General features: G+C 43.9%; 21 protein-coding genes and 1 riboswitch. Of the genes, 5 read left to right on the top strand and 16 right to left on the bottom strand.

Translation table 11 applies throughout. From position 1 onward, the window contains the following. Positions 1 to 23: 23 nt before the first annotated feature. A riboswitch (yybP-ykoY riboswitch) is annotated at positions 24 to 199 on the bottom strand. A gap of 210 nt (positions 200 to 409) precedes the next feature. From glyQ to MED222_RS04960, 4 genes are all read left to right on the top strand, one after another. Then, on the top strand, positions 410 to 1,324 hold the full coding sequence (glyQ, locus tag MED222_RS04945; protein WP_009848159.1) for a glycine--tRNA ligase subunit alpha: 915 nt from the start codon (positions 410 to 412) through the stop codon (positions 1,322 to 1,324). A 2-nt stretch (positions 1,325 to 1,326) separates the two neighbouring features. Further along, a complete protein-coding gene (glyS, locus tag MED222_RS04950; protein WP_009848158.1) occupies positions 1,327 to 3,393 on the top strand; it encodes a glycine--tRNA ligase subunit beta in 2,067 nt (688 codons plus the stop codon). A gap of 110 nt (positions 3,394 to 3,503) precedes the next feature. Next, complete coding sequence (locus MED222_RS04955; RefSeq protein WP_009848157.1) at positions 3,504 to 4,184, top strand: response regulator transcription factor; 681 nt, start codon at positions 3,504 to 3,506, stop codon at positions 4,182 to 4,184. 1 nt (position 4,185) lies between these two features. Continuing rightward, on the top strand, positions 4,186 to 5,568 hold the full coding sequence (locus MED222_RS04960; protein ID WP_009848156.1) for a sensor histidine kinase: 1,383 nt from the start codon (positions 4,186 to 4,188) through the stop codon (positions 5,566 to 5,568). 15 nt (positions 5,569 to 5,583) lie between these two features. Here the strand turns inward: MED222_RS04960 and MED222_RS04965 are convergent, their stop codons facing one another. From MED222_RS04965 to MED222_RS05030, 14 genes are read right to left on the bottom strand one after another with little or no spacing between them, the layout of a single operon-like run. Continuing rightward, positions 5,584 to 6,225, bottom strand: coding sequence for an OmpA family protein (locus tag MED222_RS04965; protein ID WP_009848155.1), 642 nt, complete (start codon positions 6,223 to 6,225; stop codon positions 5,584 to 5,586). Between the two features lie 49 nt (positions 6,226 to 6,274). Beyond that, complete coding sequence (locus MED222_RS04970; protein ID WP_009848154.1) at positions 6,275 to 7,582, bottom strand: pilus assembly protein TadG-related protein; 1,308 nt, start codon at positions 7,580 to 7,582, stop codon at positions 6,275 to 6,277. A 16-nt stretch (positions 7,583 to 7,598) separates the two neighbouring features. Beyond that, the gene (gene tadF, locus MED222_RS04975) at positions 7,599 to 8,177 is read right to left on the bottom strand and encodes a tight adherence pilus pseudopilin TadF (RefSeq protein ID WP_009848153.1); all 579 of its coding nucleotides are present in this window, start codon (positions 8,175 to 8,177) and stop codon (positions 7,599 to 7,601) included. Next, positions 8,152 to 8,637, bottom strand: coding sequence for a TadE/TadG family type IV pilus assembly protein (locus MED222_RS04980; RefSeq protein ID WP_009848152.1), 486 nt, complete (start codon positions 8,635 to 8,637; stop codon positions 8,152 to 8,154). The genes tadF and MED222_RS04980 overlap by 26 nt, the downstream gene beginning before the upstream one ends. Continuing rightward, positions 8,627 to 9,409, bottom strand: coding sequence for a tetratricopeptide repeat protein (locus MED222_RS04985; protein WP_009848151.1), 783 nt, complete (start codon positions 9,407 to 9,409; stop codon positions 8,627 to 8,629). The genes MED222_RS04980 and MED222_RS04985 overlap by 11 nt, the downstream gene beginning before the upstream one ends. Beyond that, the gene (locus MED222_RS04990) at positions 9,402 to 10,307 is read right to left on the bottom strand and encodes a type II secretion system F family protein (protein WP_009848150.1); all 906 of its coding nucleotides are present in this window, start codon (positions 10,305 to 10,307) and stop codon (positions 9,402 to 9,404) included. The genes MED222_RS04985 and MED222_RS04990 overlap by 8 nt, the downstream gene beginning before the upstream one ends. Beyond that, entirely contained in the window at positions 10,307 to 11,227 is a 921-nt protein-coding gene (locus tag MED222_RS04995; protein ID WP_009848149.1) for a type II secretion system F family protein, read from the bottom strand. Before MED222_RS04995 ends, MED222_RS04990 begins: the two co-directional genes overlap by 1 nt. 9 nt (positions 11,228 to 11,236) lie before the next feature. After that, positions 11,237 to 12,520, bottom strand: coding sequence for a CpaF family protein (locus MED222_RS05000; RefSeq protein WP_009848148.1), 1,284 nt, complete (start codon positions 12,518 to 12,520; stop codon positions 11,237 to 11,239). A 9-nt stretch (positions 12,521 to 12,529) separates the two neighbouring features. Then, positions 12,530 to 13,753 carry a P-loop NTPase gene (locus MED222_RS05005; protein WP_009848147.1) on the bottom strand — a complete coding sequence of 408 codons (1,224 nt, stop codon included), beginning with the start codon at positions 13,751 to 13,753 and terminating at the stop codon, positions 12,530 to 12,532. A gap of 24 nt (positions 13,754 to 13,777) precedes the next feature. Then, entirely contained in the window at positions 13,778 to 14,296 is a 519-nt protein-coding gene (locus tag MED222_RS05010) for a hypothetical protein (protein ID WP_009848146.1), read from the bottom strand. Then, positions 14,293 to 15,612 carry a type II and III secretion system protein family protein gene (locus MED222_RS05015; protein WP_009848145.1) on the bottom strand — a complete coding sequence of 440 codons (1,320 nt, stop codon included), beginning with the start codon at positions 15,610 to 15,612 and terminating at the stop codon, positions 14,293 to 14,295. Before MED222_RS05015 ends, MED222_RS05010 begins: the two co-directional genes overlap by 4 nt. A gap of 10 nt (positions 15,613 to 15,622) precedes the next feature. Continuing rightward, on the bottom strand, positions 15,623 to 16,411 hold the full coding sequence (locus MED222_RS05020) for an RcpC/CpaB family pilus assembly protein (RefSeq protein ID WP_009848144.1): 789 nt from the start codon (positions 16,409 to 16,411) through the stop codon (positions 15,623 to 15,625). Between the two features lie 7 nt (positions 16,412 to 16,418). After that, entirely contained in the window at positions 16,419 to 16,856 is a 438-nt protein-coding gene (locus MED222_RS05025; RefSeq protein ID WP_009848143.1) for an A24 family peptidase, read from the bottom strand. 3 nt (positions 16,857 to 16,859) lie between these two features. After that, positions 16,860 to 17,078 carry a Flp family type IVb pilin gene (locus MED222_RS05030; RefSeq protein WP_009848142.1) on the bottom strand — a complete coding sequence of 73 codons (219 nt, stop codon included), beginning with the start codon at positions 17,076 to 17,078 and terminating at the stop codon, positions 16,860 to 16,862. A gap of 331 nt (positions 17,079 to 17,409) precedes the next feature. Between MED222_RS05030 and MED222_RS05035 the strand changes: the two genes are divergently transcribed. After that, on the top strand, positions 17,410 to 18,660 hold the full coding sequence (locus tag MED222_RS05035; protein ID WP_009848141.1) for a valine--pyruvate transaminase: 1,251 nt from the start codon (positions 17,410 to 17,412) through the stop codon (positions 18,658 to 18,660). Positions 18,661 to 18,779: 119 nt separating this feature from the next. On the opposite strand, the gene MED222_RS05040 is transcribed toward MED222_RS05035, so the two are convergent. Together MED222_RS05040 and gyrB are read right to left on the bottom strand one after the other, a co-directional pair. After that, positions 18,780 to 19,214: an Hsp20 family protein gene (locus tag MED222_RS05040; protein ID WP_009848140.1), complete on the bottom strand. Its 435-nt coding sequence runs from the start codon at positions 19,212 to 19,214 to the stop codon at positions 18,780 to 18,782. A gap of 504 nt (positions 19,215 to 19,718) precedes the next feature. Beyond that, a complete protein-coding gene (gene gyrB / locus MED222_RS05045; RefSeq protein ID WP_009848139.1) occupies positions 19,719 to 22,136 on the bottom strand; it encodes a DNA topoisomerase (ATP-hydrolyzing) subunit B in 2,418 nt (805 codons plus the stop codon). Between the last annotated feature and the right edge of the window lie 12 nt (positions 22,137 to 22,148).

The raw sequence follows: 22,148 nt of genomic DNA, 5'->3' as shown, positions 1-22,148 counted from the left end.
TTGGGATGAGGATTATTATATTTAACCAAAGACAAACCTCGCGCCCCATCCCGGTTCACGATGCTTGTCTAAGGTCTTGCTAAGCGCCACCAAGGTGGTGGTTGCCTCGAACGCCATGATGATTTTGCATCAATTATGTTGACGAACGAACTCATTCAATAGGATATGAATAAGCAAGCTACTCCCCAAAGACCGCGAGATTTTAATCACCCACGCTTTCAAACACAAGTGTCAAAGTTATCAAAATATCCACTTGTGCCGAAAAACAAACATTAAAGGCAAAAAAATCCACTAAACGACATTTTAGACCACTAATTAAACAAGATTACCCCTACTCGCTTTACCAATATCTCGGTATACTCAGAGGTTATTTTTATCATTCATTTAAAAGAATCGCGCGAACCTGACTATGCAAAAATACGATATCAAAACCTTCCAGGGAATGATCCTCGCGCTGCAGGATTACTGGGCACAAAACGGTTGTACCATTGTTCAACCACTAGATATGGAAGTAGGTGCTGGCACCTCTCACCCAATGACATGTCTACGTGCACTTGGCCCAGAGCCAATGTCTACGGCATACGTTCAACCTTCTCGTCGTCCGACCGATGGTCGTTACGGTGAAAACCCGAACCGCCTGCAGCACTACTATCAATTCCAAGTAGCTCTAAAACCTTCTCCAGATAACATCCAGGAGTTGTACTTAGGCTCGCTTGAAGTTCTTGGTGTCGACCCACTTGTTCACGATATTCGTTTCGTAGAAGACAACTGGGAAAACCCAACGCTAGGCGCATGGGGTCTTGGTTGGGAAGTATGGCTAAACGGTATGGAAGTGACTCAATTCACTTACTTCCAACAAGTTGGCGGTCTTGAGTGTAAGCCAGTAACGGGTGAGATCACTTACGGTATCGAGCGTCTAGCAATGTACATCCAAGAAGTAGACTCTGTTTACGACCTTGTATGGAACGTAGCACCAGACGGTTCTAATGTGACTTACGGTGACATCTTCCACCAAAACGAAGTTGAGCAATCAACATACAACTTCGAACACGCAGACGTAGATTTCCTATTCACTTTCTTCGACCAGTGCGAAAAAGAGTGTAAAGAGCTACTTGAGCTTGAGAAGCCACTGCCGCTTCCAGCTTACGAGCGCATTCTAAAAGCAGGTCACGCATTCAACATTCTTGATGCGCGCAAAGCTATCTCTGTAACAGAGCGTCAACGTTACATCCTTCGTATCCGCAACCTGACTAAAGCTGTTGCAGAGGCGTACTACGCGTCACGTGAAGCGCTTGGCTTCCCAATGTGTAAGAAGGATAAATAATCATGGCGAAGAATTTTCTAATTGAACTGGGTACGGAAGAGCTTCCACCAACGGCACTTCGTTCACTAGCTGAAGCCTTTGCTTCTAACTTTGAAGCAGGTCTTAAAACGGCTGAACTTTCTCACGAAGGCATCAAGTGGTACGCAGCACCTCGTCGTCTAGCACTTAAAGTGACGGCACTGGCTGAAGGCCAAGCAGACAAAGTCGTTGAGAAGCGCGGTCCTGCAATTTCTGTCGCATTCGATGCTGAAGGCAACGCGACTAAAGCTGCACAAGGTTGGGCTCGTGGTAACGGTATTACTGTTGAGCAAGCTGACCGCCTGAAAACAGACAAAGGCGAGTGGCTTCTTTTCAAACAGGAAGTAGCTGGCAAACCTGTTCAAGAATTGGTGATGGACATCGCTGCGAAAGCTCTCGCTGGCCTACCAATCCCTAAAGCAATGCGCTGGGGTAACTCAGACATTCAATTTATCCGTCCAGTGAAAACACTGACAGTACTACTAGGTGATGAGCTTGTTGAAGGCGAGATCCTAGGCGTAGCTTCTGCTCGTACTATCCGTGGCCACCGTTTCATGGGCGAACAAGAGTTCACTATCGACTCTGCTGACCAATACCCTGCGATCTTAGAAGAGCGCGGTAAAGTAATGGCAGATTACGATGCGCGTAAAGCGATCATCCTTGCTGATGCGAAAAAAGCAGCTGACGCAGTTGGTGGTATTGCTGACCTAGAAGATGACCTTGTTGAAGAAGTTACCTCTTTGGTTGAATGGCCAGTGGTGCTTACTGCTAAGTTTGAGCAAGAGTTCCTAAAAGTGCCTTCTGAAGCTTTGGTTTACACCATGAAAGGCGACCAGAAGTACTTCCCAGTGTATGACGCTGATAAGAACCTTCTGCCAAACTTCATCTTCGTTTCGAACATCGAGTCTAAAGAGCCTCGTCACGTAATCGAAGGTAACGAGAAGGTTGTACGTCCACGTCTTGCTGATGCTGAGTTCTTCTTCAACACAGACCGTAAGCGCCCGCTGATCGACCGTCTTGCTGAACTAGACCAAGCTATCTTCCAGAAGCAACTGGGCACTATCAAAGACAAAACCGACCGCATCACAGAACTTGCTGGCTACATTGCTGAGCAAATCGATGCTGACGTTGAGAAATCTAAGCGTGCAGGCCTACTGGCTAAGTGTGACCTAATGACATCAATGGTATTCGAATTTACGGATACTCAAGGTGTGATGGGCATGCACTACGCGACTCACGATGGTGAAGACGAGCAAGTAGCACTAGCACTTTACGAGCAGTACATGCCTCGTTTCGCAGGTGACACACTACCAAGCACTGGCATCTCTTCTGCTGTAGCAATGGCAGACAAGCTAGACACTATCGTGGGTATCTTCGGTATTGGCCAAGCACCAAAAGGTTCTGACCCATTCGCTCTACGTCGTGCATCACTAGGTGTGCTACGTATCATCGTTGAAAACGGCTACAACCTAGACCTAACTGATCTAATCGGTAAAGCGAAAGAGCTACTAGGCGACAAGCTAACCAACGAAAACGTAGAAGCTGACGTTATCGACTTCATGCTAGGTCGTTTCCGCGCATGGTACCAAGATGCTGGTTTCAGTGTTGATATCATCCAAGCGGTACTAGCACGTCGTCCAACCAAGCCAGCTGACTTTGACCAACGTGTTAAAGCGGTTTCTCACTTCCGTGAACTGGAAGCAGCAGAAGCACTAGCAGCAGCGAACAAGCGTGTAGGTAACATCCTTGCTAAATTCGATGGCGAGCTACCTGCTGAAATCGATCTTGCTCTTCTTCAAGAAGACGCAGAGAGAGCACTGGCTGAAAACGTTGAAGTAATGACAGAAGCATTAGAACCAGCATTCGCAACAGGCAACTACCAAGAAGCCCTAAGCAAGCTTGCTGATCTACGTGAACCTGTTGATGCATTCTTCGATAACGTAATGGTTATGGCTGATGACGAAGCGCTTAAGAAGAACCGTCTAACGCTACTGAACAACCTACGTAACCTGTTCCTACAGATTGCTGATATTTCTTTACTACAGAAGTAAAACCAATTTGGAATAAATATTAAGGGGGAAGCTTTGGCTTCTCCCTTTTTTTTATCCAAAGCTAGTGTAAGCTCTATCTGGTTGAATATTATTGTAGATAGGGATATTACATGCTGGTTGTTTTGGTTGAAGATAATGAAATATTGAATCACCACCTATCTTCTCAGCTCAGTGAGCAAGGACATACTGTCCATGCAGATAGAACAGCTTCTGCATGTTTACAAACGATTCAAAAACAGTCCAATACAGATGTGATGATCATTGACCTTGGCCTCCCTGACTTTGATGGCATTACGCTGATCAAGCAAATACGTCGTAAAGAAATTGCAGTCCCAATATTAATCTTAACCGCACGTGGCAACTGGCAAGATAAAGTAGAAGGGCTTAACTCCGGGGCTGATGATTACCTTACCAAGCCCTTCCAATTTGAAGAGCTACACGCTCGCCTTGAGGCGCTTGTTCGTCGAAATCAAGGGTTTTCCGCTTCCCAAATCAAAGCGCAATCGCTCACCTTAGACACTCAAGCCAAACGTATCAGTTACGATGATGCTCTGATTGAACTTACAGCCTTAGAATTTCAAATATTCGAGTACTTAATTCGCCATTGCTTACAAATCGTATCTAAACAACAAATCGCAGACTCCCTTTATGCGCAGGGTGAAAATGTTCAGCTAAACAATATTGAGGTTATCGTTTCACGCTTACGTAAAAAGTTAACGCAATACACTCAAGCTAAGCTGATCAGCACCATTCGCGGGCAAGGTTATCGTTTTGAACTAGAAGCCAAGTAGTATGAAAAGACTGTACAAAACTCAGTTCAGACGTCGGACATTCGCCGTTGCTGCTTCCATTATGATTTCAATGGTACTCACTAGCGCCTGGTTCTACTACAACAGTCAAAAACACCAACTTTTTGAGTACTACTCGAAAAATACCCTTCGAGAATTGCCTGCTGTAATCAATGAACTGCTGTCTTCTGGGGAAATACCGCCATTGACGGAGTGGGATAGGTTCTATGCGAAAGAGTCTCCCAACACTAGCGTCACTCTATGTGATCACAACAATCAACAAGTATGGACATCAGTAAATATTGAAAGACGAGCTAAGCTGCTATCAGAGATAGGCGTCAGCCAATCTCAAGTCAACGAACTGTGTCATGATCTAAATTTCCCCATAGATACTATTCGTTTGGTTGAAAGATCGAATGGCGCCGCTTTTATTGTCCACACAATTCTCTGGAAAGGTTTCCAGGAAAAAAAAGATGGCAGAGTTATCTTTACCCAAAGGGTCGAAGAGAAAATAGAACCCATACATCAGTTAAAATACACCGCGGTTGGAGTGTTAGTGGTTGCGCTTGCTTTGATCAGTGCTCTACTTTTGGTTTTTTATCGTATTAGTTTTGCGCCGTTTACTCGACTAGAGAATGAACTGAATGACATAAAGCAGGGTAAACAAAACCAATTAGCCCAGTCATACCCTGAAGATTTACATAGCGTCACCAGTGCATTGAACGAATTGCTATACCAACAAAAAGAAAATCAGGAGCGTTATAAGCGTTCTCTCAATGATCTCGCCCATAGTTTGAAGACTCGCGTGACAGTTTCTCAAGCATTACTTGATGAAGACTCATCCAAAACAAAGAATGACCAAATCAACCAACAACTGTTAGAAATGGATAGCTTAATTCAGGCACAACTCAAAAGGGCTTCGCTAGGCGTTAAAGGTATAACGACTTCATCGACACCGATAAAACCAATCCTCGACAGCCTAGTAGGCATGTTTACGAAAATCCATGCCGACAAAAAGATCCAATTCATCACTCAGTTTGACGACCAACAGACCGTGCCTCTTAATAAAGATGATCTTATGGAAGTGCTCGGTAACCTATTAGAAAATACTTATCGGTTCGCACAAACCTCTATCGAATTCAAAGCCACTCAAAGCGAACAGCAGATCCTGATTGAGATCTATAATGATGGGCCAGTAATAGATAACTCGATCAGCCAAACCTTATTTCAACGTGGCGTAAGAGCCGATCAGAAGACCCATGGTACAGGATTAGGTTTGGCGCTATGTGATGAGATACTCCATAGCTACAAAGGGACAATCTGGTTCGAGCAATCAGATAACCCATCCGTGGGTGTCGTTTTAAAAATACTGCTCCCAACAAGTTAAATTTGTAGGGCAGGGTTAAGAGTGAATATCAACCCTGCGATTGTTATGGCGACCGGATTCAGTCTCGTTACTCTGCACTGGGTTCGCCTCACCTTGTGAACTCACTGTCAGGTCTTCAATATTTACGCCTTGCTCTTTCAAATACCCAACAACAACATTCGAGCGCTGCAAGCCTAAGCTTAAGTTGTAACTATCACTACCTTTTGAGTCGGTATTCCCCGTGACGATAAATTCGGGAGTTTGATGTTCAAGTTTAGCTATAAGGTTTAACAATAAATAACGAGATTTTTGATTCAGTTCATCGTCATCGAAATCAAAAGTCACGCGAGCCAACACCTCACGAGCCAACTTACCTTCTACAAATTTAGTTCGACTCAGTAAGTATTGTGCGCAATCAGCACTTTCTGATACTTGAGTTAACTTATCTTGAATCAGATTTTTAATCGCTTGATTAGCTGTGCTTGCGTTCACTTGCATGAACGGGCCTTGGTGATACATCACTTTCTTCCCCTGACCGATCGTTACCGTCTTCTCAAGTTCAGAGTCGCCCATATGGCAGTAATGATAAAGTAGTTCGTTGGTATCTGGTTTTAAAGGGGCTGCCAGTATAGAAAACGACAGAGTAAATAAAGACATAACAGATATAAGCGTTTTCATTTTTGCTCTCTTAATAATATTCAGTTAATAAAAAGGATGTCACATACCTCTATTGCGCCAAGTGACCCACTTCTTCCGTAATTAATCCCAAAATTTTATTGAGAATGTCTTCCTTGTTTTCAGCCTTATAAACATTATCTCGGCCAACGCAATTACGCAGACCCACGTTTTTATTAAGTTCATAATCGAAACCAATCACAGCCATGCGCGCGTTCATTCGTTCACCATCAGGTGTCATCATTCCTTGGCTTACCCCGCCAATTACCTCTATGTCATCATGCGTATTATCTGCCGAAACTTTGCCGCCGTTGACCATATTGAGAATGTTGCTACACATACCTTTCGACACAAGCTTATTGGTTTGCCCTGCGTAGTGATTCCAATCTTCCCCATCAGACAGAATAATGATCAGCTGCTTTTGGTTCTTCGACATTGAAGTCACAATTTGCCCTGCACGAATAATGCCTTGCAGTGAAGCAGTGCCTCCCCCAGCTTTGAATTTCTTGACCTTTTTAGTGAAGGATGAAAAATCGGTGGTAAAATAGAGGTCGTAGAACCGTGCATCATCATCGCTATTAGGCACACGCGAGGCTTCTCCTTTAACGATAAATTGTTGAGCTATCGTTTTGTTAAAATTCACCGTATCGTCTTTATCGTATTCACCTTCTCTTGAAACTACCCGCTGATCGCGAACTACTAAGTTGTCATTCTTATCTTTATTGATGGTTCGGCGATTAAAACCGGTAAGTGCAACCCGATGAGGGTGCTCTGGATATAGATCGTTATACGCGCCGAGTTCATCAGCCACATCTTCAATAATGTCTTTCAGATCATTTAGCTTAGAATGCCGACCACCACTCCACGAGTCATTCATAGATTCTGAAAAATCGACGATAAAAGTAATGTCTATCGGCTGGCTTTGATAGCGTCGTGCTTTCGATGATCCCGTCACATTGAAGCTATCACCAAAGCCAGAAATCACATCGTTACCAGGAAACCAGGACTTGTGCAGTGTTTGACCCGCAACACGATATTCAAAGTAGCGTGCTTCGCCTCTTTCCGTAGCAGCAATACATTCAGGTATTTCATCACACCCTAGCTTCTTAACTTCAATATCTAGGATCGAGTCCATGTCATATAGATAATGCTGAATATAGCGCTCCGCCAATTGATGGTCTTGTTCATCTTTTGCTGATACCGCTAGAACAGCCGCTTCTGAAGCTTCCTCTAATCGAGCTTTGGTTTGTAATGCGCGGGCACCATCAGAACCAAGCATAAACACTCCAAACAAAGCTGGGATCATAATGGCAAACAGCATAGCTGCATGGCCAAACTGCTTACGCATAGCGTGTTTCATAACCTTTCTCTTCGCTCTACCTGCCGATCACGACAGAATCAGACATCACGTGAGTAAACTCACGCCCCAAAATACCACCAATCCAATTATCCGATTCATAACAAACCGTCACTCGGTACAGGGGCATTTCTCGACCTCGGTTAGTCACTACCGTCATGGACTCTAATGAATCAATGGTTTGCTTTATTCTGCAGGCAACAACACCGCGTTTTTCACTGATCGCGGGGTTGGGTGTACCCACTTGTTTGAAGCTCAACTCTTCCACCAACAACCCATAGTGTTCCCGTTCAAAATGACCAAAGGTACGCAGTAAGGAATGCTGAGCAATGATATCGATATCATCGACTTCTTTAGTTGTAAGCTGATAATCAGTATCATAAAGTTGGGTTCTCTCTTTAAGTACATTGACCAGTGAATAAGAGAGTCGATCGAGTTTTCCTTTCAATGAAAGCTTGATGATCACGTCACCACTGAAAGCAATCAATAAGCTGAAAAATACAGCGACCATGGCAAACTCAATACTAAAAACCCCCTGCTGCTTACTCTTCAAATTCCCATGCTTTAGGGTTCTAAATTTCAAATTTTGACCTTTCATATTCCTGCACAACAATCATCTCTCTGCTCATTAAATTCTGAGTCGTGAAGAAGTAGCTAAAGATAGGTGAAAAACGGTAGTTAATTCGATAAATGGCAAGCGCTGCGTTATCAGCATCACCACACTCTTTAAATTTTTGACTACCAGAAATACTGCATTGGTCTGTAATACTAGCTAACTCACTCAGGTTTTTAGAGTAGTGAATCGTGACTTGAAAATTGTCGCCATTAACAACCTGATTCCAGATACTGCCTTCTCGGTGCAAAACCTTATCTACCGTATCGAGATAATTTCCTGAGCCCTTTTTAGCTGTGCGAGCCACCTCTGAAACCGCCAAGTCGTTGATCGCCGAAATGTACGAGATATAGCTCATCTCAACCCACGCCATACACATCAACCAAAAAGCAAAAAAGCCCACCGCAAACTCTATGCTCGCGACACCCTTTTGCTTATATCGCATTACCCGCCTCCTCCGATAACGAAAGACCACTGACTGCCAGCGTTTGGCTCTCTAATGAATAAGGAGTGTGGTGGCGCAACGCCTGATAAATTTTTTGGATTTGGTGCTTGCTGTATCTTTCACTCAACACACTTTCGACAAACGGGTAGTGGCCCAACTTAGCCATACTCAACGTCAAGTTTGCCATCATCTGTTCGTTCATCTGACCGCGCTTATACAATGGTAATAAACGCTCCATAGCTGCTTGATAATGCTCTTGCGTAATATCGAGCACAGCCAAATTATTATTCACTGATACCGAGTCATAAAAATGCTCGCGCGCGCGTTCAAAATACCGACGAGATAGATCAAACTGATAGCTGTAACCATAAAACGTTCCCAGTAAATTCTCGGCTGCCGCATGTGTAGCATTTTCCACTAATACTTGTTTAGCACTACTGATCGCTGCTGGGTACTGACCTAATTCACCGTATGCTTTCGCTTGCATCAATAAACTGTTCACACTGGGTTGTGGTTTTTGAGTAACAGGGGCAATGTAAAACAGAGCCGACTCAGCATCGCCCATAGCTAAATATGTATTCGAGAGTTTTTCTCTCACTTCATCAGCGTCGTATTGCTGCAGCTGATTTTTATACAAACGGGTTAACTGAACGTAATTATGTGTTTTTTGATAGATAGCCTCTTTTGACTCATCTTTCTGCCAACTCGCTTGAGTTGAACTGCATGCCGCCAACATTAAAACTAACGTTAGCGCGATTATTTTCTTAAACATTAAGCATCATCCTCATTACCCCCGGAGCGGCAATTACGAATACAATTGGGATCAAGATAAACACGATCAGTGGAATCGACATCTTGGCAGCTAACTTCCCTATTTCTTCTTCCAGCTCTAGCATTTGCACTTCTCGAATATCGCCTGCCAACGTCGTTAACACGTTATAAATCGAGGATCCATGTTGAATGCTCTGCGTCAGCGTCATCACAAAACTACGAACTTCTGGTGATGGAACCTTGCGATACAACTCCTCTAAGGCATTTTCCATTCCGACCAAACGAGCCCGTTGGTTTGTCACCTCCAACAAGCTAGAAAGCTCTTTATCAAAGCTTTTCATTTCAATGGAGAGGTATTTCATTGATGCTTCGATTGTCATGCCGGTTTGGACGCAAATCGCCATTAGGTCAATCAGATACGGCATTTGACGAGAGATTCGACGTTGACGGTTTTTAGCCATCGAGCTCAAGACTAGGTCAGGCATCACAATAACCACCATAGCCCACCCCGCAGCTATCGCGATCCATGATTCAGACGAAACCTCAATAAACCAACACACGCCTGCAACAACCACTTGCCCGATAAACAACGCACTGTACTTCAGTGGCATAAACCATTGAGCCCACCGGATGTCACTCACGCCAGCATTAGCAAAGCGCACTGTAATATCACTTTCGGAGGTGACGAAAATAGTCGACATGGGCGTCAACCAACGATTCAGTTTTATTTCTGCCTCTTTTGACTGATCGGCCAATCGATGATGTTTCGCTAAGGCTGCTATACGGTGTTTTTTCTGAGTACACACGACTAACCAATAAAATATGAGCAACAAGCCAAATGCTACGCCGGCCCAGGCGAAAAATAACCCAACGTTCGAGAAGTTTATTGAAGAAGCCATTACTTCACCTTTTTCATTAACGCCCAGATGATCAGCATGCCGATACTTTCACTTGTGATGAGGTAGTAAAGAATCGGTCTCCCTTCTGGGTGGTGCATTACGAACTCAAAATTTTCAGGACTAAGAAACTGCAAAATAAACAGAAAGAAGAATGGTGTTGCTCCTACAATTTTTGCGGAGATACGAGCCTCTGAAGTAAGAGCAAACTTTTTTCTTTCTACAGCTCTCGCTTCGAACATTTGTCGATTCAGACGTGACATCACCTCTTTTAATTGCCCCCCTCTTTGCATGTTAGCTCGCAAGGTAATGACAAAAAAATGAAACGACGGATACGGAAAGCGACGACAAGATTTACGAAACACATCATCAATCGGCTCTCCTAAATTGAGGCGCTCGCTCATCAGCTTAAACTCTTTACCTACCTCACCTTCAAGTTTCTTCCCTACATACCCAATGCCTCGCCCTATGCTTTCACCCGCACTAAGGGAACTTGCCAGCATGTTCAACGCATCAGGGAAGGTTTCTTCAAAGCGTTTTTTCTCTCGTTTCTGTAAATGGAGATAACCAAAAAACCAAGCGATAATGAGAGTCAAAGGCAAAATTTCAAACCAAGGTAAGCGCAGTGACATTTGATTAAGAATGCCGATCGCAAGCAGTGCTACAACAGAAAAAATGACGACCTTACCTAATGCCATTTTTCCAAGTTGGCGCTGTAAGTTATCCCAACGCACACGAAGTTTCTGTTTGAAGTTACGATCAGAAAGACTGGCAAAATTAACCGCTTGTTGCGTAAAACTCAGATCGCTTTTCAGATTACCTTTCGCTTGCTGTGATAAATACTCATCAACAGAAGGAGCTCTATTCGGCTTAAGCGCTACAATCATGAGTATTGCCCCACCCAAAATAATCAACCAATACATGTCTCACTCCTATTGATTGAGTGTCATAGACTCAATCACTTGAGTTAACTTCTGCTCTACACCAAAGAAACGGGCTTTTTCATAAAGCGCAGAACGAGCCATAACACCAGATGTCACATAACTACCTCGAATGCGACCATCAGGGCTGTGAGGTGAAGTTTGGAAAGAGAACAACTCTTCTAACACCACGTTGCTTCCCTCAATACCGACCACTTCAGTGATATTCATGATCTTTCGAGAACCATCATGCAATCGGCTGACCTGAACGACTAAATCGACCGCGCTTACAATTGAGCGGCGGATCGCTTCTAAGGGCAAATTATTGGTCGCCATCATCACCATTGATTCGACACGAGCCAAAGCATCTCGTGGTGTATTGGCGTGCAACGTAGACATTGAACCATCGTGCCCAGTATTCATGGCTTGCAGCATTTCAAATGCTTCACCACCACGGCATTCACCCACAATAATTCGGTCTGGGCGCATTCGCAGTGAATTAATCACTAAATCTCGAGCGGTAATAGCCCCTGTCCCTTCAATGCCCTCATGACGAGTTTCCATTCGAACAACATGTGACTGCTGAAGCCTTAACTCAGCGGTATCTTCAATAGTGACGGTTCGTTCACCCTCTGATATATGCTGTGATAAAGCATTAAGTAACGTTGTTTTTCCCGATCCCGTACCACCAGATACAATAATATTGAGTCGGCAACGTGCAGCTAACTGAAGTAAACCTGCCATATCGGGAGTAAGAGACCCAAACTCAACTAATTCTTCAAAACCAATACTTTGCTTTTGAAACTTACGAATCGAGATTGACGTCCCTTCCAATGTGATAGGAGGAATGACAATATTCACACGGCTACCATCATCTAACCGGGCATCACAAGTAGGAGAAGACTCATCGACCCTGCGCCCAACACGACTAGCGATGCGCTTAGCAATATCAAGCAACTGCTTCTCATCGATAAATCGAACAGGTGCTTTCTCGACTAAGCCATGACGCTCAATATAAACCTGTTGTGGGCCATTGATCATGATGTCGGTGATCGAGTCATCATCCATCAACACCTGCAAAGGCCCGAGGCCAACTAACTCATGTACCATGCTGGTGACATATTCTGATTTTGCCAGTGATGAAATAGATAACTGATCTCGACTCACTAGCATATCAACTGCGCTAGCTAACTGAGCTTCTAACTCTAGACGCGGTAAGCTTTCAATAACACTGGCATCAAGTGCATCAAATATCTGCTTACGCAGTTGTAAATAAATGCGCTGTGCATGTTCCATATCGTCCCCTTACCGTTTTAACCACTGGAAGAATGAAAATGCTGTTTTTTCCGCAACTTTCTCTCCCATCAATAAGGCAACTAACGTTTGCAGTCCGTATTTCATTTCAGAACGTGATTCACTAAGCAGCTCACCTTGAAGTAGGTATTGATTAGCTTTGAAATCAAACACTAAATTCGCGTCTGCCTCTCGACCAAAATACTTAACTACATCCGCCTCACTAATTGACGCTGCGTTATGTGGTCGAGAGCGGTTCATTACCGTCAGTACGACAAGGTTGGGATAATGCACATCGATTTCAGAACGAATTCGATTCAGCTCTCTTAATGACGATACTGTTGCATCAAATACCAAGACTAAAGCATCTAGTTTCCCCACCGCTTGTCTAAACTCTTCATTGGTTGTCGCAGTGTGAGAATAGTCTTCCACGACAAAAGCATGACTTGAAATCATCTGCTTCTTTAAAGACTGGGTGTATTGGAATAACTCATCACGGCCAAACTCATCTGATTCCACCGCAAGAAGTGACAAATTTTTTTCAATATTTTGTACCAAGCTTGTCGCGATATCATTATCCACTCCTGTAGTAAGGGTGCCTTTTTGAACACTGCGCTTAGTAAACTTCTTAAGCCCTAACATCACGTCAATATTGCTGCCAGTGTAGGTATAGTCGACTAGCAAAGTACTCGCATTTTGATGCTTGGCCAAACGGCGAGATATCTCACACGCGACTAGTGAAGTACCGACCCCACCTTTCACGCCCATGACTGCTATTTGCTTGGCTTTACGATTTGTACTCACGCCTTGTTGTGCTGCGTGGTTACGGGAAACGTTGTGATAAAAATCGATCGTTTCCGCTTCACCCGCTGGCCAAAACAAGTAATAGAAACCCAACTGTCTTAAGGCTCGAATGATGGATATGGTATCTTCACTGCCAATAATGATCACTGACACATGAGGAGGTAAGGTATGAGTCAATAACTGAGCATCAGCGACAATATCTTGGCTTTGATTTAATTCAACAAATACCACTTCAACATCTGGGTATTGCTCTAATCTAGTCACATTTGTGTCTTGGCTGGCGAACGAGCTAGGCTCATTCAACCCTTCAAATCTGAACGATTTTTGGATGAAGTCGCGGCATATCTCGGTTTGGAAAAGCATCGCACAACGATTCTGTTTCTCCGATTTTTTAGGTTCCGCACTGTTTAGTTTATTCACTAAATCAAACATCTGAAATTCTCTAACAGTTAGTAATTAGATTGCTTTGTGCGGGTTGACCATTGACTGCCAACGGCTCGTGTCCACATTGCACCCTAAGCTTCCATTCCCATACTCGCCGACCCGTTCCTGGTGGCAAATTTCTAGTTTGGTCTTATATGTTGTGACTGAAAGACTTAAGTCAAAGCGACTCTCTAGTGGTAACGGATCTGATGCGTTTGAGTTATGCTCATTTGGGCTATAACCTATTTGACTGTATTCAATCTGACTCGACATCACACCAGCTTGGATTAACTGGCTCACAACCTCTTTATAAAGCGCCTGATTCCCGCTCCCTTTGGTGCGTATTTTCCATTGCGCCACCTTTACATTTTTAGGGTAACCCAAGATAAACTCACTCACTTTTCTGGTCACCAACTGGGGTTGGTCAGAGCGAAGTTTAAGCTGATAAGTCACAGGAAAAACTTCAACTTCCGTTCCGCGAGGCTCCGATATACGGTCAACACACCCTGTAATAATGACGGCGGTAAACAAAGTAACCATCATTGATTTCATTGGCTAAACCCTCCAGCAGACAAAACTTCATCAGCCCACTTTTGTTGTGATTGTTCATAGCCACTGCCTAGTCCAAAAAAGCGCTTGAGCGTGCTAGTCTTTTTCATCGTCGGTAATTGGATCTGCTCCGCTTTGACTGGTTGAACTAAATTAACGGTCGCTACAATGACTAACTCAGTTTTACTACGTTCGGTTCCTGTATGGCGAAACAAAGCACCGATAATAGGTATATCACCAATGTAGGGAATTCGAGTCAGTGACTCTTTCTCTTCACTGTTAAGCAACCCACCAAGAACGAAGCTTTGTCCATCCCCCAGTTCCACGGTTGTCTGGGCGCGTCGTGTTCTTAATGCTGGTAAATCAAAGTTGTCACTGCTGTAACTACCATCTAGGGAGCTAACCTCTGGTGTCAGTGCTAGCTTAATTTTGTCATCTCGAAGCACCTTAGCCAGTAATTCCAGTCGCACACCGAATTCCTTATATTCAACGTTGGTTGCACCATCTATAACCGTCACAACGGGCAGTTCTCCACCCACTAAGAAACTCGCTTTCTCACCTGAAATCACCGACAAATTAGGTTCTGCTAGAACTTGACCAACGCTATCGGTACCTAAAGCTGAAATAACAGAGACAATATCGCTAGCACTAAAATGAGTAAGTTGATCCACAAATATGCCGGGCGTACCATTGCTGCCCATCTTGATGCCGAAGTCTTGCATAAAAGAGTGCGATACCTCTGCAATGGTCAACTTAACGTTCACCTGCTTAGTCGCTGATATTTCGATATTATTCACGACGCCTGCGTAATTAAGTTGAGTCATAAAACCCACATCAATGTCGTCACTCTCTTCATCACTCATTTGAAAAGAGGTTGAGTTCGCTGTTTTCCCCAAAAGCTCACCCACCAACTGGTGAATGTTATCCTTTTCCTGTTCATTAGCGACGACACCACTCAGAACAACGTTCTCACCGATGCCTGCTACAAACACTTCCGCATCGGGAAATAACACATCAATTTGTTGCTCTATTTCGCGATAACTTTTATTCACCAACAATAAGCGGTTAAATAATTCACGTCCTTTCGCATCAAATGCGATAAACGAGGCAGATCCTATATTCTTCCCAAACACCACGACCTTATTACTATCAATCACTTGGTAATCTGCAATATTCTTCCCTGAGATAAAAACAGAAGCGATTTCCCCTCGAATCGAAAAGGTTTTAGCTTCTCCCTGAGCTAAATTAGTCGAGCCTTGAGCCAAAACCTCGAATGGAAGCAGCAGAACCAATACTAAAGTCAACATTGTTGTTTTCATGGTTAACGCCCTACTCAAAACGGTATTCACGAATTCCACCAGTGCCGCCACTGCTTGGAATGATGTCTGAAGAATCAGCTTCTAGATCATCAGAAAATTCCTTACCCAATGATTTATGCACGGCCACTTCTGCAATCCGCTGTGCCACCGTGAGTTGTGCCAGTTGTTGATTCGTCACTTGTAAGATCAATGTCACCTGAGTCTCTTTTTCCAACGTTAACGTGCTCACTGCTTTTTCTGACGTCACCATGTCCAAAACCGGTATTTGAGCCAGTAATGGCACCATAGTGAGATGTTGGATATCTGACACCGTATCCTCACTTGATAAGTTCTGATCCGGCGTTGAAAGAACAGATATGTCGACTAAATCTCCGACTGCGATGGTGCCACCTAATACATCTCTTCCCGGTACCGTAACGTTATAAGGAACAAATCCAGGGCGGATCACCGCCTGTAAGTACTGACTGTCTCCGGGAGATGTCAACATATTCGAGTCCACCAGCTCATATGCGGCAATGTCATGCACTGCGAATTGAGGAGCATTCCAATCTAACTCAATGTTTCGATCGATTCCCAATAGCGCTGCACGAGCTTCAGGCAAGTACTCTATAACGAAGTCGCTACGCTTCAGCTGCTGACCTTTCACTGTCGGGTGAGTGAGTTTCCATACCTTAAAAGTCACTTCTATAATTGGTTCTTCAGGCTGAATGGGGAAAGTATCCATCGGTACATTCACCACACCATAGAGGCCTATAGATATAGCGAGGAACGCTAAGCCAAGAATGATTTTGGAGTTCATGATTCACCTATAACGATGCAGCTATACCTAGTAGGCTTCCTAAACAAATAGGCACCCCATAAGGAACACCTCTGTTTGTCCACTCAGAATTACCGGTTGTTTTTCCTAATACCCACTGAGTAATCGCTAGGGTTCCACCTGCAAATAAAATCACATTAACCGCCAACAACATCATATTGGGCGATACCATTAAACTGAATGCAGCCAATAATTTACTGTCTCCAGCAGCTATAACATTGAAATAAAATAAAACTGCGCCGACGGCTAACACTATGAAAAAGTTATAAAACTGCTCAAATTTTTCGGTTTGACAGATATAAAAAACACCCAAGAGAGCAACAGCTACCACCACTCCATTAGGTATTATTCGGTATCGGATATCTTGATAACTGACGATTGCAGCCATGGTGGCTAAGGGAATTAACCACCACAGTTTATGAGGCATTAATTAACCTACACTTGGCGACGAATTAGCGGCTTCAATATTATTAGTGATGGTTGTGATAGCACCTTCTAAAGCTTCACGAAGAGAGTCGTTAAATACAGCCAATACGATTGCTGACATACACACACCTAGGATTGCGTATTCAATCGCTGTAACACCACGTTGATCATTATTAAAAGATTGAATAAATAGCTGAGTTCTAACAAATAAATTAGTTAACATTCGTTTCTCCAAAAGATAGATAGGTTGTTTTTTCTTCGGAGGAAATAATATTCAGTGCGCTATTTTTGAGCAATCCAAGAGTGACCTTCCTCACATTGCTCTGACATTTGCCGTCGTTCTATTCAGTTTGAGTTCAGTTTAAAGTGAAAAAAGTGATTAAACGGGAGCGGTGAGAAGAGAAGTTTTTTCCGTGTGAGGGCAATTCGTGCTTTGCGCCGCAAAAACATTGCGGTATGTTCAAAGATTACCCACTGTAACCCGCCACGCTCGGGTTCATAAGATTGATCATAATCTACGAATAATAATCACAATGAATTAGGTATACGAAGCAATGCAATTCTCAAAGTTTGGTGAAAAGTTTAATCGATACTCTGGAATCACTCGTTTAATGGATGATTTGAATGATGGCCTGCGAACTCCTGGTGCAATTATGCTCGGTGGTGGTAACCCAGCCGCTATCCCAGCCATGCTCGATTACTTTAACCAAGCCAGTGCCGACATGCTCGCCAGTGGAGAACTCATTGCCGCCCTCGCCAACTACGATGGTCCACAAGGTAAAGACAGCTTCATTAAGTCGTTAGCTGGAATGCTGAAAGAGACCTATGGTTGGGACATCAACGAGAAAAACATCAGCCTGACCAACGGCAGTCAAAGTGGCTTCTTTTACCTATTCAACTTGTTAGCGGGTCAACAGCCAGACGGTTCTCACAAGAAGATATTGTTGCCGATCGCACCAGAATACATCGGCTACGGCGATGCGGGCATTGATGACGATATTTTTATCTCTTACCACCCAGAGATCGAACTGCTAGAAAACCGCCAGTTTAAATACCACGTTGATTTTGAACAGCTCAAGGTTGATGACTCGGTTGCCGCTATCTGCGCCTCTCGTCCAACCAACCCAACTGGTAACGTACTGACCGACGAAGAAGTGCGTAAACTGGATAAACTGGCGCGCGAAAACAACATCCCACTACTGATCGATAATGCTTACGGCCTGCCGTTTCCAAACATCATCTTTGAAGATGTGGAACCGTTCTGGAATGAAAATACGATTCTGTGCATGAGCTTATCTAAGCTTGGTTTACCGGGTGTACGTTGCGGTATCGTGATTGCGAGCGAAGAAGTAACACAAGCTCTGACTAACATGAATGGCATTATCAGCTTAGCGCCGAGCAGTGTTGGGCCGGCAATTGCCAATCATATGATTGAAAAAGGCGATTTATTGCGTTTGAGCAGTGAAGTAATCAAACCTTTCTATAAAGAGAAATCTCTACGTGCGGTTGAGCTTTTACAAGAAGCGATCGATGACCCTCGCTTCCGTATCCACAAGCCTGAAGGCGCGATTTTCTTATGGCTATGGTTTGATGAACTGCCGATTACCACCATGGAGCTGTACGACCGCCTCAAAGCTCGTGGCGTATTGATTGTTCCGGGTGAATACTTCTTTATCGGCCAAGAAGACGAGTGGGATCATGCTCACCAGTGCTTACGCATGAACTACGTACAAGATGATGAGGCGATGCAAAAAGGTATTGCTATCATTGCTGAAGAAGTGAAAAAAGCTTACTCAGAGCAGTAATCAGAGCTTTTAGCTTACCGTAGACCAAATGCAAAAAAGAGCACCGACCTTCTTCAAGGTACTGGTGCTCTTTCACTTCTACTTCCCGAGATTTATTAGCTTAAATGAGCTAATAACGCTTAACCTTCTAGAAGACTATTACCATTAATAGCAATCTTACGTGGTTGCATCGCTTCTGGGATTTCGCGTTCTAGGTCGATGTGAAGAAGACCATTTTCCATGCTTGCCCCTACCACTTTTACGTAGTCTGCCAGTTGGAATTTACGCTCGAAATCACGCTCTGCGATACCTTGGTATACGAAGGTTTTCTCTGCTTCTGCTTTACGCTCACCTTTAACAATTAGCATGTTCTCTTTCTGAGTAAGATCTAATTGGTCATCAGCAAAACCAGCAACGGCCATAGTAATACGGTAGTTGTTCTCGTCTTTTTGCTCGATGTTGTATGGAGGGTAACCGCCAGAAGAGTTCTTCGATGTGTTCGCTTCCATCATGTTGAATAGACGATCGAAGCCGATTGCGTTGCGGTAAAGTGGAGTGAAATCTACAGTTCTCATAATGCTATCCTTTTAGTAAGCAATAGTCTTAGCTGTAATTTTTACTGAGATCGAACCTGTGAATTATTCAGTAAACAGCTAAGGGATTCAATTCGCATTCCACGGGCTTCACCTCGTTTGGTGACAACTCTGGGACATGACAATGAATCAATTTTTATATTGTGTGCCGCCAAATTTATCCTCTATTGAGCGATACTCTAGCAACGGTTATGAAGGTTCTGTTTCTTCTCTTGTAGAGCAAGACAGTCATCCTCTTCACAACTAGATATGTGGATTGAGCGAATCAGTTTCAAGCGTTTATTTTCAATTATTTTTCCAATCCAATATTTTTCAATCACTTAAAAACAAAAAAGACCGCCATTTTTGGCAGTCTTTTTAACAACAAATTTAGTTTTTTGAGACGAAGCTATTTCGTTTTAGTTCAAAGAAGAGGCGCGGAGCATACGAATGTATGTGAGCACCTCTGACACAGAAATTAAGCGAAAGAGCGAAGTATCAAAGATACTAAACGTCTAGATTTGCTACTTTAAGTGCGTTTTCTTCGATGAAGTTACGACGCGGTTCTACTTGGTCGCCCATCAATGTTGTAAACAACAGATCAGCACCAACAGCATCTTCAATCGTTACTTGCATCATACGACGAGTTTCAGGATCCATTGTCGTTTCCCAAAGTTGATCAGGGTTCATCTCACCTAGACCTTTGTATCGTTGTAGGCTTAGGCCACGACGAGACTCTTTCACTAACCAGTTCAGAGCTTCAACGAAACTAGACACTTCTTGAGTACGCTCGCCACGCTTAATGTAAGCACCTTCTTCAATCAGGCCATCAAGTGCTTCAGAAAGATCCGCTAGCTTGCCAAACTCTTTCGAGTTAATCAGATCAATGCTCAGCACGTGCTCATGAGTTACACCATGAGTACGAACCACAATCTTAGGAACGCTTAAACCTAGCTCTTCGTGCTTTTCAACTTCAAGGCTGTATTGGCTTGCACCCGCTTCTTTACCGTTTAGCTGCTCTACTAGCTGCTTACCCCAAGCTTCAACCACCGCATCATCATGACACTGCTCAGCGGTTAGGCGAGGAACGTAAATCAGTTCGTGAACCAATGCGCGTGGGTAGCGGCGGCTCATACGATCAACGAGCTTGATGCCTGCATTGTATTGCTGAACAAGCTTCTCTAAGCCTTCACCGGCAAACGCAGGTGCTTCAGGATTTACGTGCAGTTCTGCATTGTCTAAAGCCAAAGATACTTGATACTGGTTCATCGCATCTTCATCTTTGATGTACTGCTCTTGCTTACCCTTCTTCACTTTGTAAAGTGGCGGTTGAGCAATGTAGATGTAACCACGTTCAATCAGCTCAGGCATTTGACGGTAGAAGAACGTCAGTAGCAGTGTACGGATGTGAGAACCATCGACATCGGCATCGGTCATGATGATGATGTTGTGGTAACGCAGTTTATCTGGGTTGTATTCATCACGGCCAATACCACAACCAAGGGCTGTGATTAGCGTTGCGACTTCTTGAGAAGACAGCATTTTATCGAAACGCGCTTTCTCTACGTTAAGGATTTTACCTTTAAGCGGTAGGATTGCTTGGTTCTTACGGTTACGCCCCTGCTTGGCTGATCCGCCAGCAGAGTCTCCTTCCACAATATATAGTTCAGACTGTGCAGGATCTTTTTCCTGACAGTCAGCTAGTTTACCTGGAAGGCCCGCTAAATCTAATGCGCCTTTACGACGAGTCATCTCACGAGCTTTACGCGCTGCATCACGAGCACGCGCTGCATCGATAATTTTAGAACAAACGATTTTCGCTTCACCTGGGTTCTCAATTAGGAACTCAGATAGCTTCTCACCCATCGTAGACTCAACGGCAGACTTCACTTCTGAAGAAACCAGCTTGTCTTTAGTTTGGCTTGAGAACTTAGGATCTGGCACTTTCACCGAAACAATCGCCGTCAAACCTTCACGAGCATCATCACCTGATGTTGAAGTCTTCGCTTTCTTCGAGAAGCCTTCTTTGTCCATGAAGCTGTTCAAAGTACGTGTTAGCGCAGCACGGAAACCCGCTAAGTGAGCACCACCATCGCGTTGAGGGATGTTGTTGGTGAAACAGTAGATATTTTCTTGGTAACCATCGTTCCACTGCATTGCAACTTCAACGGTAATGCCGTCATCACGCTCTGAATCAAAGTGGAAAATCTTTTGGATGATTGGTGTTTTGTTGGTATTAAGGTGTTCAACAAACGCTTGGATACCGCCTTCGTATTCGAAGTGATCCATTTTGTCTTCTTCACGCTTATCAATTAGCTTAATTGATACACCTGAGTTCAAGAATGATAGCTCACGTAGACGCTTAGCTAAAATGTCGTAATGGAACTCGATGTTAGTGAAGGTTTCTTCACTCGGCCAGAAACGAATCTCTGTACCGGTTTTATCCGTGTCACCGATAACCGCTAGTGGCGCTTGAGGCTCACCGTGGCTGTAGGTTTGAGTGTGGATTTTGCCACCGCGGTGGATAGTAAGAGTAACTTGCTTAGAAAGTGCGTTAACTACTGAAACACCAACACCGTGTAGACCACCAGATACCTTGTACGAGTTATCATCGAACTTACCACCAGCGTGAAGAACCGTCATGATTACTTCTGCTGCTGATACTTTTTCTTCTGGGTGCAATTCTGTTGGAATACCACGGCCGTCATCGCTTACAGACACTGAGCTATCTTCATGAATAGTTACAATGATGTCATTACAGTGACCAGCTAGCGCTTCATCAATAGAGTTATCTACCACCTCAAAAACCATGTGGTGCAGACCGGTACCATCATCCGTGTCGCCAATGTACATTCCAGGACGCTTACGTACCGCATCCAGACCCTTCAGTACTTTAATACTCGATGAATCGTAATTATCTGACATAGTTACTCTCTG

The organism is Vibrio sp. MED222, assembly GCF_000153005.1.
Taxonomy (GTDB): Bacteria; Pseudomonadota; Gammaproteobacteria; order Enterobacterales; family Vibrionaceae; genus Vibrio; species Vibrio tasmaniensis_A.
The sequence above is the reverse complement of the archived record's forward strand: the minus strand, read 5'-3'. Positions and strand labels throughout refer to the sequence as shown.

Bases quoted from the DNA above. Each gene is read 5' to 3' on its own strand.
- MED222_RS04965 (WP_009848155.1), bottom strand. From the start codon at position 6,225: ATGAAAACGCTTATATCTGTTATGTCTTTATTTACTCTGTCGTTTTCT.
- MED222_RS04980 (WP_009848152.1), bottom strand. From the start codon at position 8,637: ATGCGATATAAGCAAAAGGGTGTCGCGAGCATAGAGTTTGCGGTGGGC.
- MED222_RS05000 (WP_009848148.1), bottom strand. From the start codon at position 12,520: ATGGAACATGCACAGCGCATTTATTTACAACTGCGTAAGCAGATATTT.
- MED222_RS04955 (WP_009848157.1), top strand. From the start codon at position 3,504: ATGCTGGTTGTTTTGGTTGAAGATAATGAAATATTGAATCACCACCTA.
- MED222_RS04990 (WP_009848150.1), bottom strand. From the start codon at position 10,307: ATGGCTTCTTCAATAAACTTCTCGAACGTTGGGTTATTTTTCGCCTGG.
- MED222_RS05030 (WP_009848142.1), bottom strand. From the start codon at position 17,078: ATGTTAACTAATTTATTTGTTAGAACTCAGCTATTTATTCAATCTTTT.
- MED222_RS04970 (WP_009848154.1), bottom strand. From the start codon at position 7,582: ATGAAACACGCTATGCGTAAGCAGTTTGGCCATGCAGCTATGCTGTTT.
- MED222_RS05025 (WP_009848143.1), bottom strand. From the start codon at position 16,856: ATGCCTCATAAACTGTGGTGGTTAATTCCCTTAGCCACCATGGCTGCA.
- MED222_RS05035 (WP_009848141.1), top strand. From the start codon at position 17,410: ATGCAATTCTCAAAGTTTGGTGAAAAGTTTAATCGATACTCTGGAATC.
- MED222_RS04995 (WP_009848149.1), bottom strand. From the start codon at position 11,227: ATGTATTGGTTGATTATTTTGGGTGGGGCAATACTCATGATTGTAGCG.
- tadF (WP_009848153.1), bottom strand. From the start codon at position 8,177: ATGAAAGGTCAAAATTTGAAATTTAGAACCCTAAAGCATGGGAATTTG.
- glyS (WP_009848158.1), top strand. From the start codon at position 1,327: ATGGCGAAGAATTTTCTAATTGAACTGGGTACGGAAGAGCTTCCACCA.
- glyQ (WP_009848159.1), top strand. From the start codon at position 410: ATGCAAAAATACGATATCAAAACCTTCCAGGGAATGATCCTCGCGCTG.
- MED222_RS04960 (WP_009848156.1), top strand. From the start codon at position 4,186: ATGAAAAGACTGTACAAAACTCAGTTCAGACGTCGGACATTCGCCGTT.
- MED222_RS04985 (WP_009848151.1), bottom strand. From the start codon at position 9,409: ATGTTTAAGAAAATAATCGCGCTAACGTTAGTTTTAATGTTGGCGGCA.
- MED222_RS05020 (WP_009848144.1), bottom strand. From the start codon at position 16,411: ATGAACTCCAAAATCATTCTTGGCTTAGCGTTCCTCGCTATATCTATA.
- MED222_RS05010 (WP_009848146.1), bottom strand. From the start codon at position 14,296: ATGAAATCAATGATGGTTACTTTGTTTACCGCCGTCATTATTACAGGG.
- MED222_RS05040 (WP_009848140.1), bottom strand. From the start codon at position 19,214: ATGAGAACTGTAGATTTCACTCCACTTTACCGCAACGCAATCGGCTTC.
- MED222_RS05015 (WP_009848145.1), bottom strand. From the start codon at position 15,612: ATGAAAACAACAATGTTGACTTTAGTATTGGTTCTGCTGCTTCCATTC.
- gyrB (WP_009848139.1), bottom strand. From the start codon at position 22,136: ATGTCAGATAATTACGATTCATCGAGTATTAAAGTACTGAAGGGTCTG.
- MED222_RS05005 (WP_009848147.1), bottom strand. From the start codon at position 13,753: ATGTTTGATTTAGTGAATAAACTAAACAGTGCGGAACCTAAAAAATCG.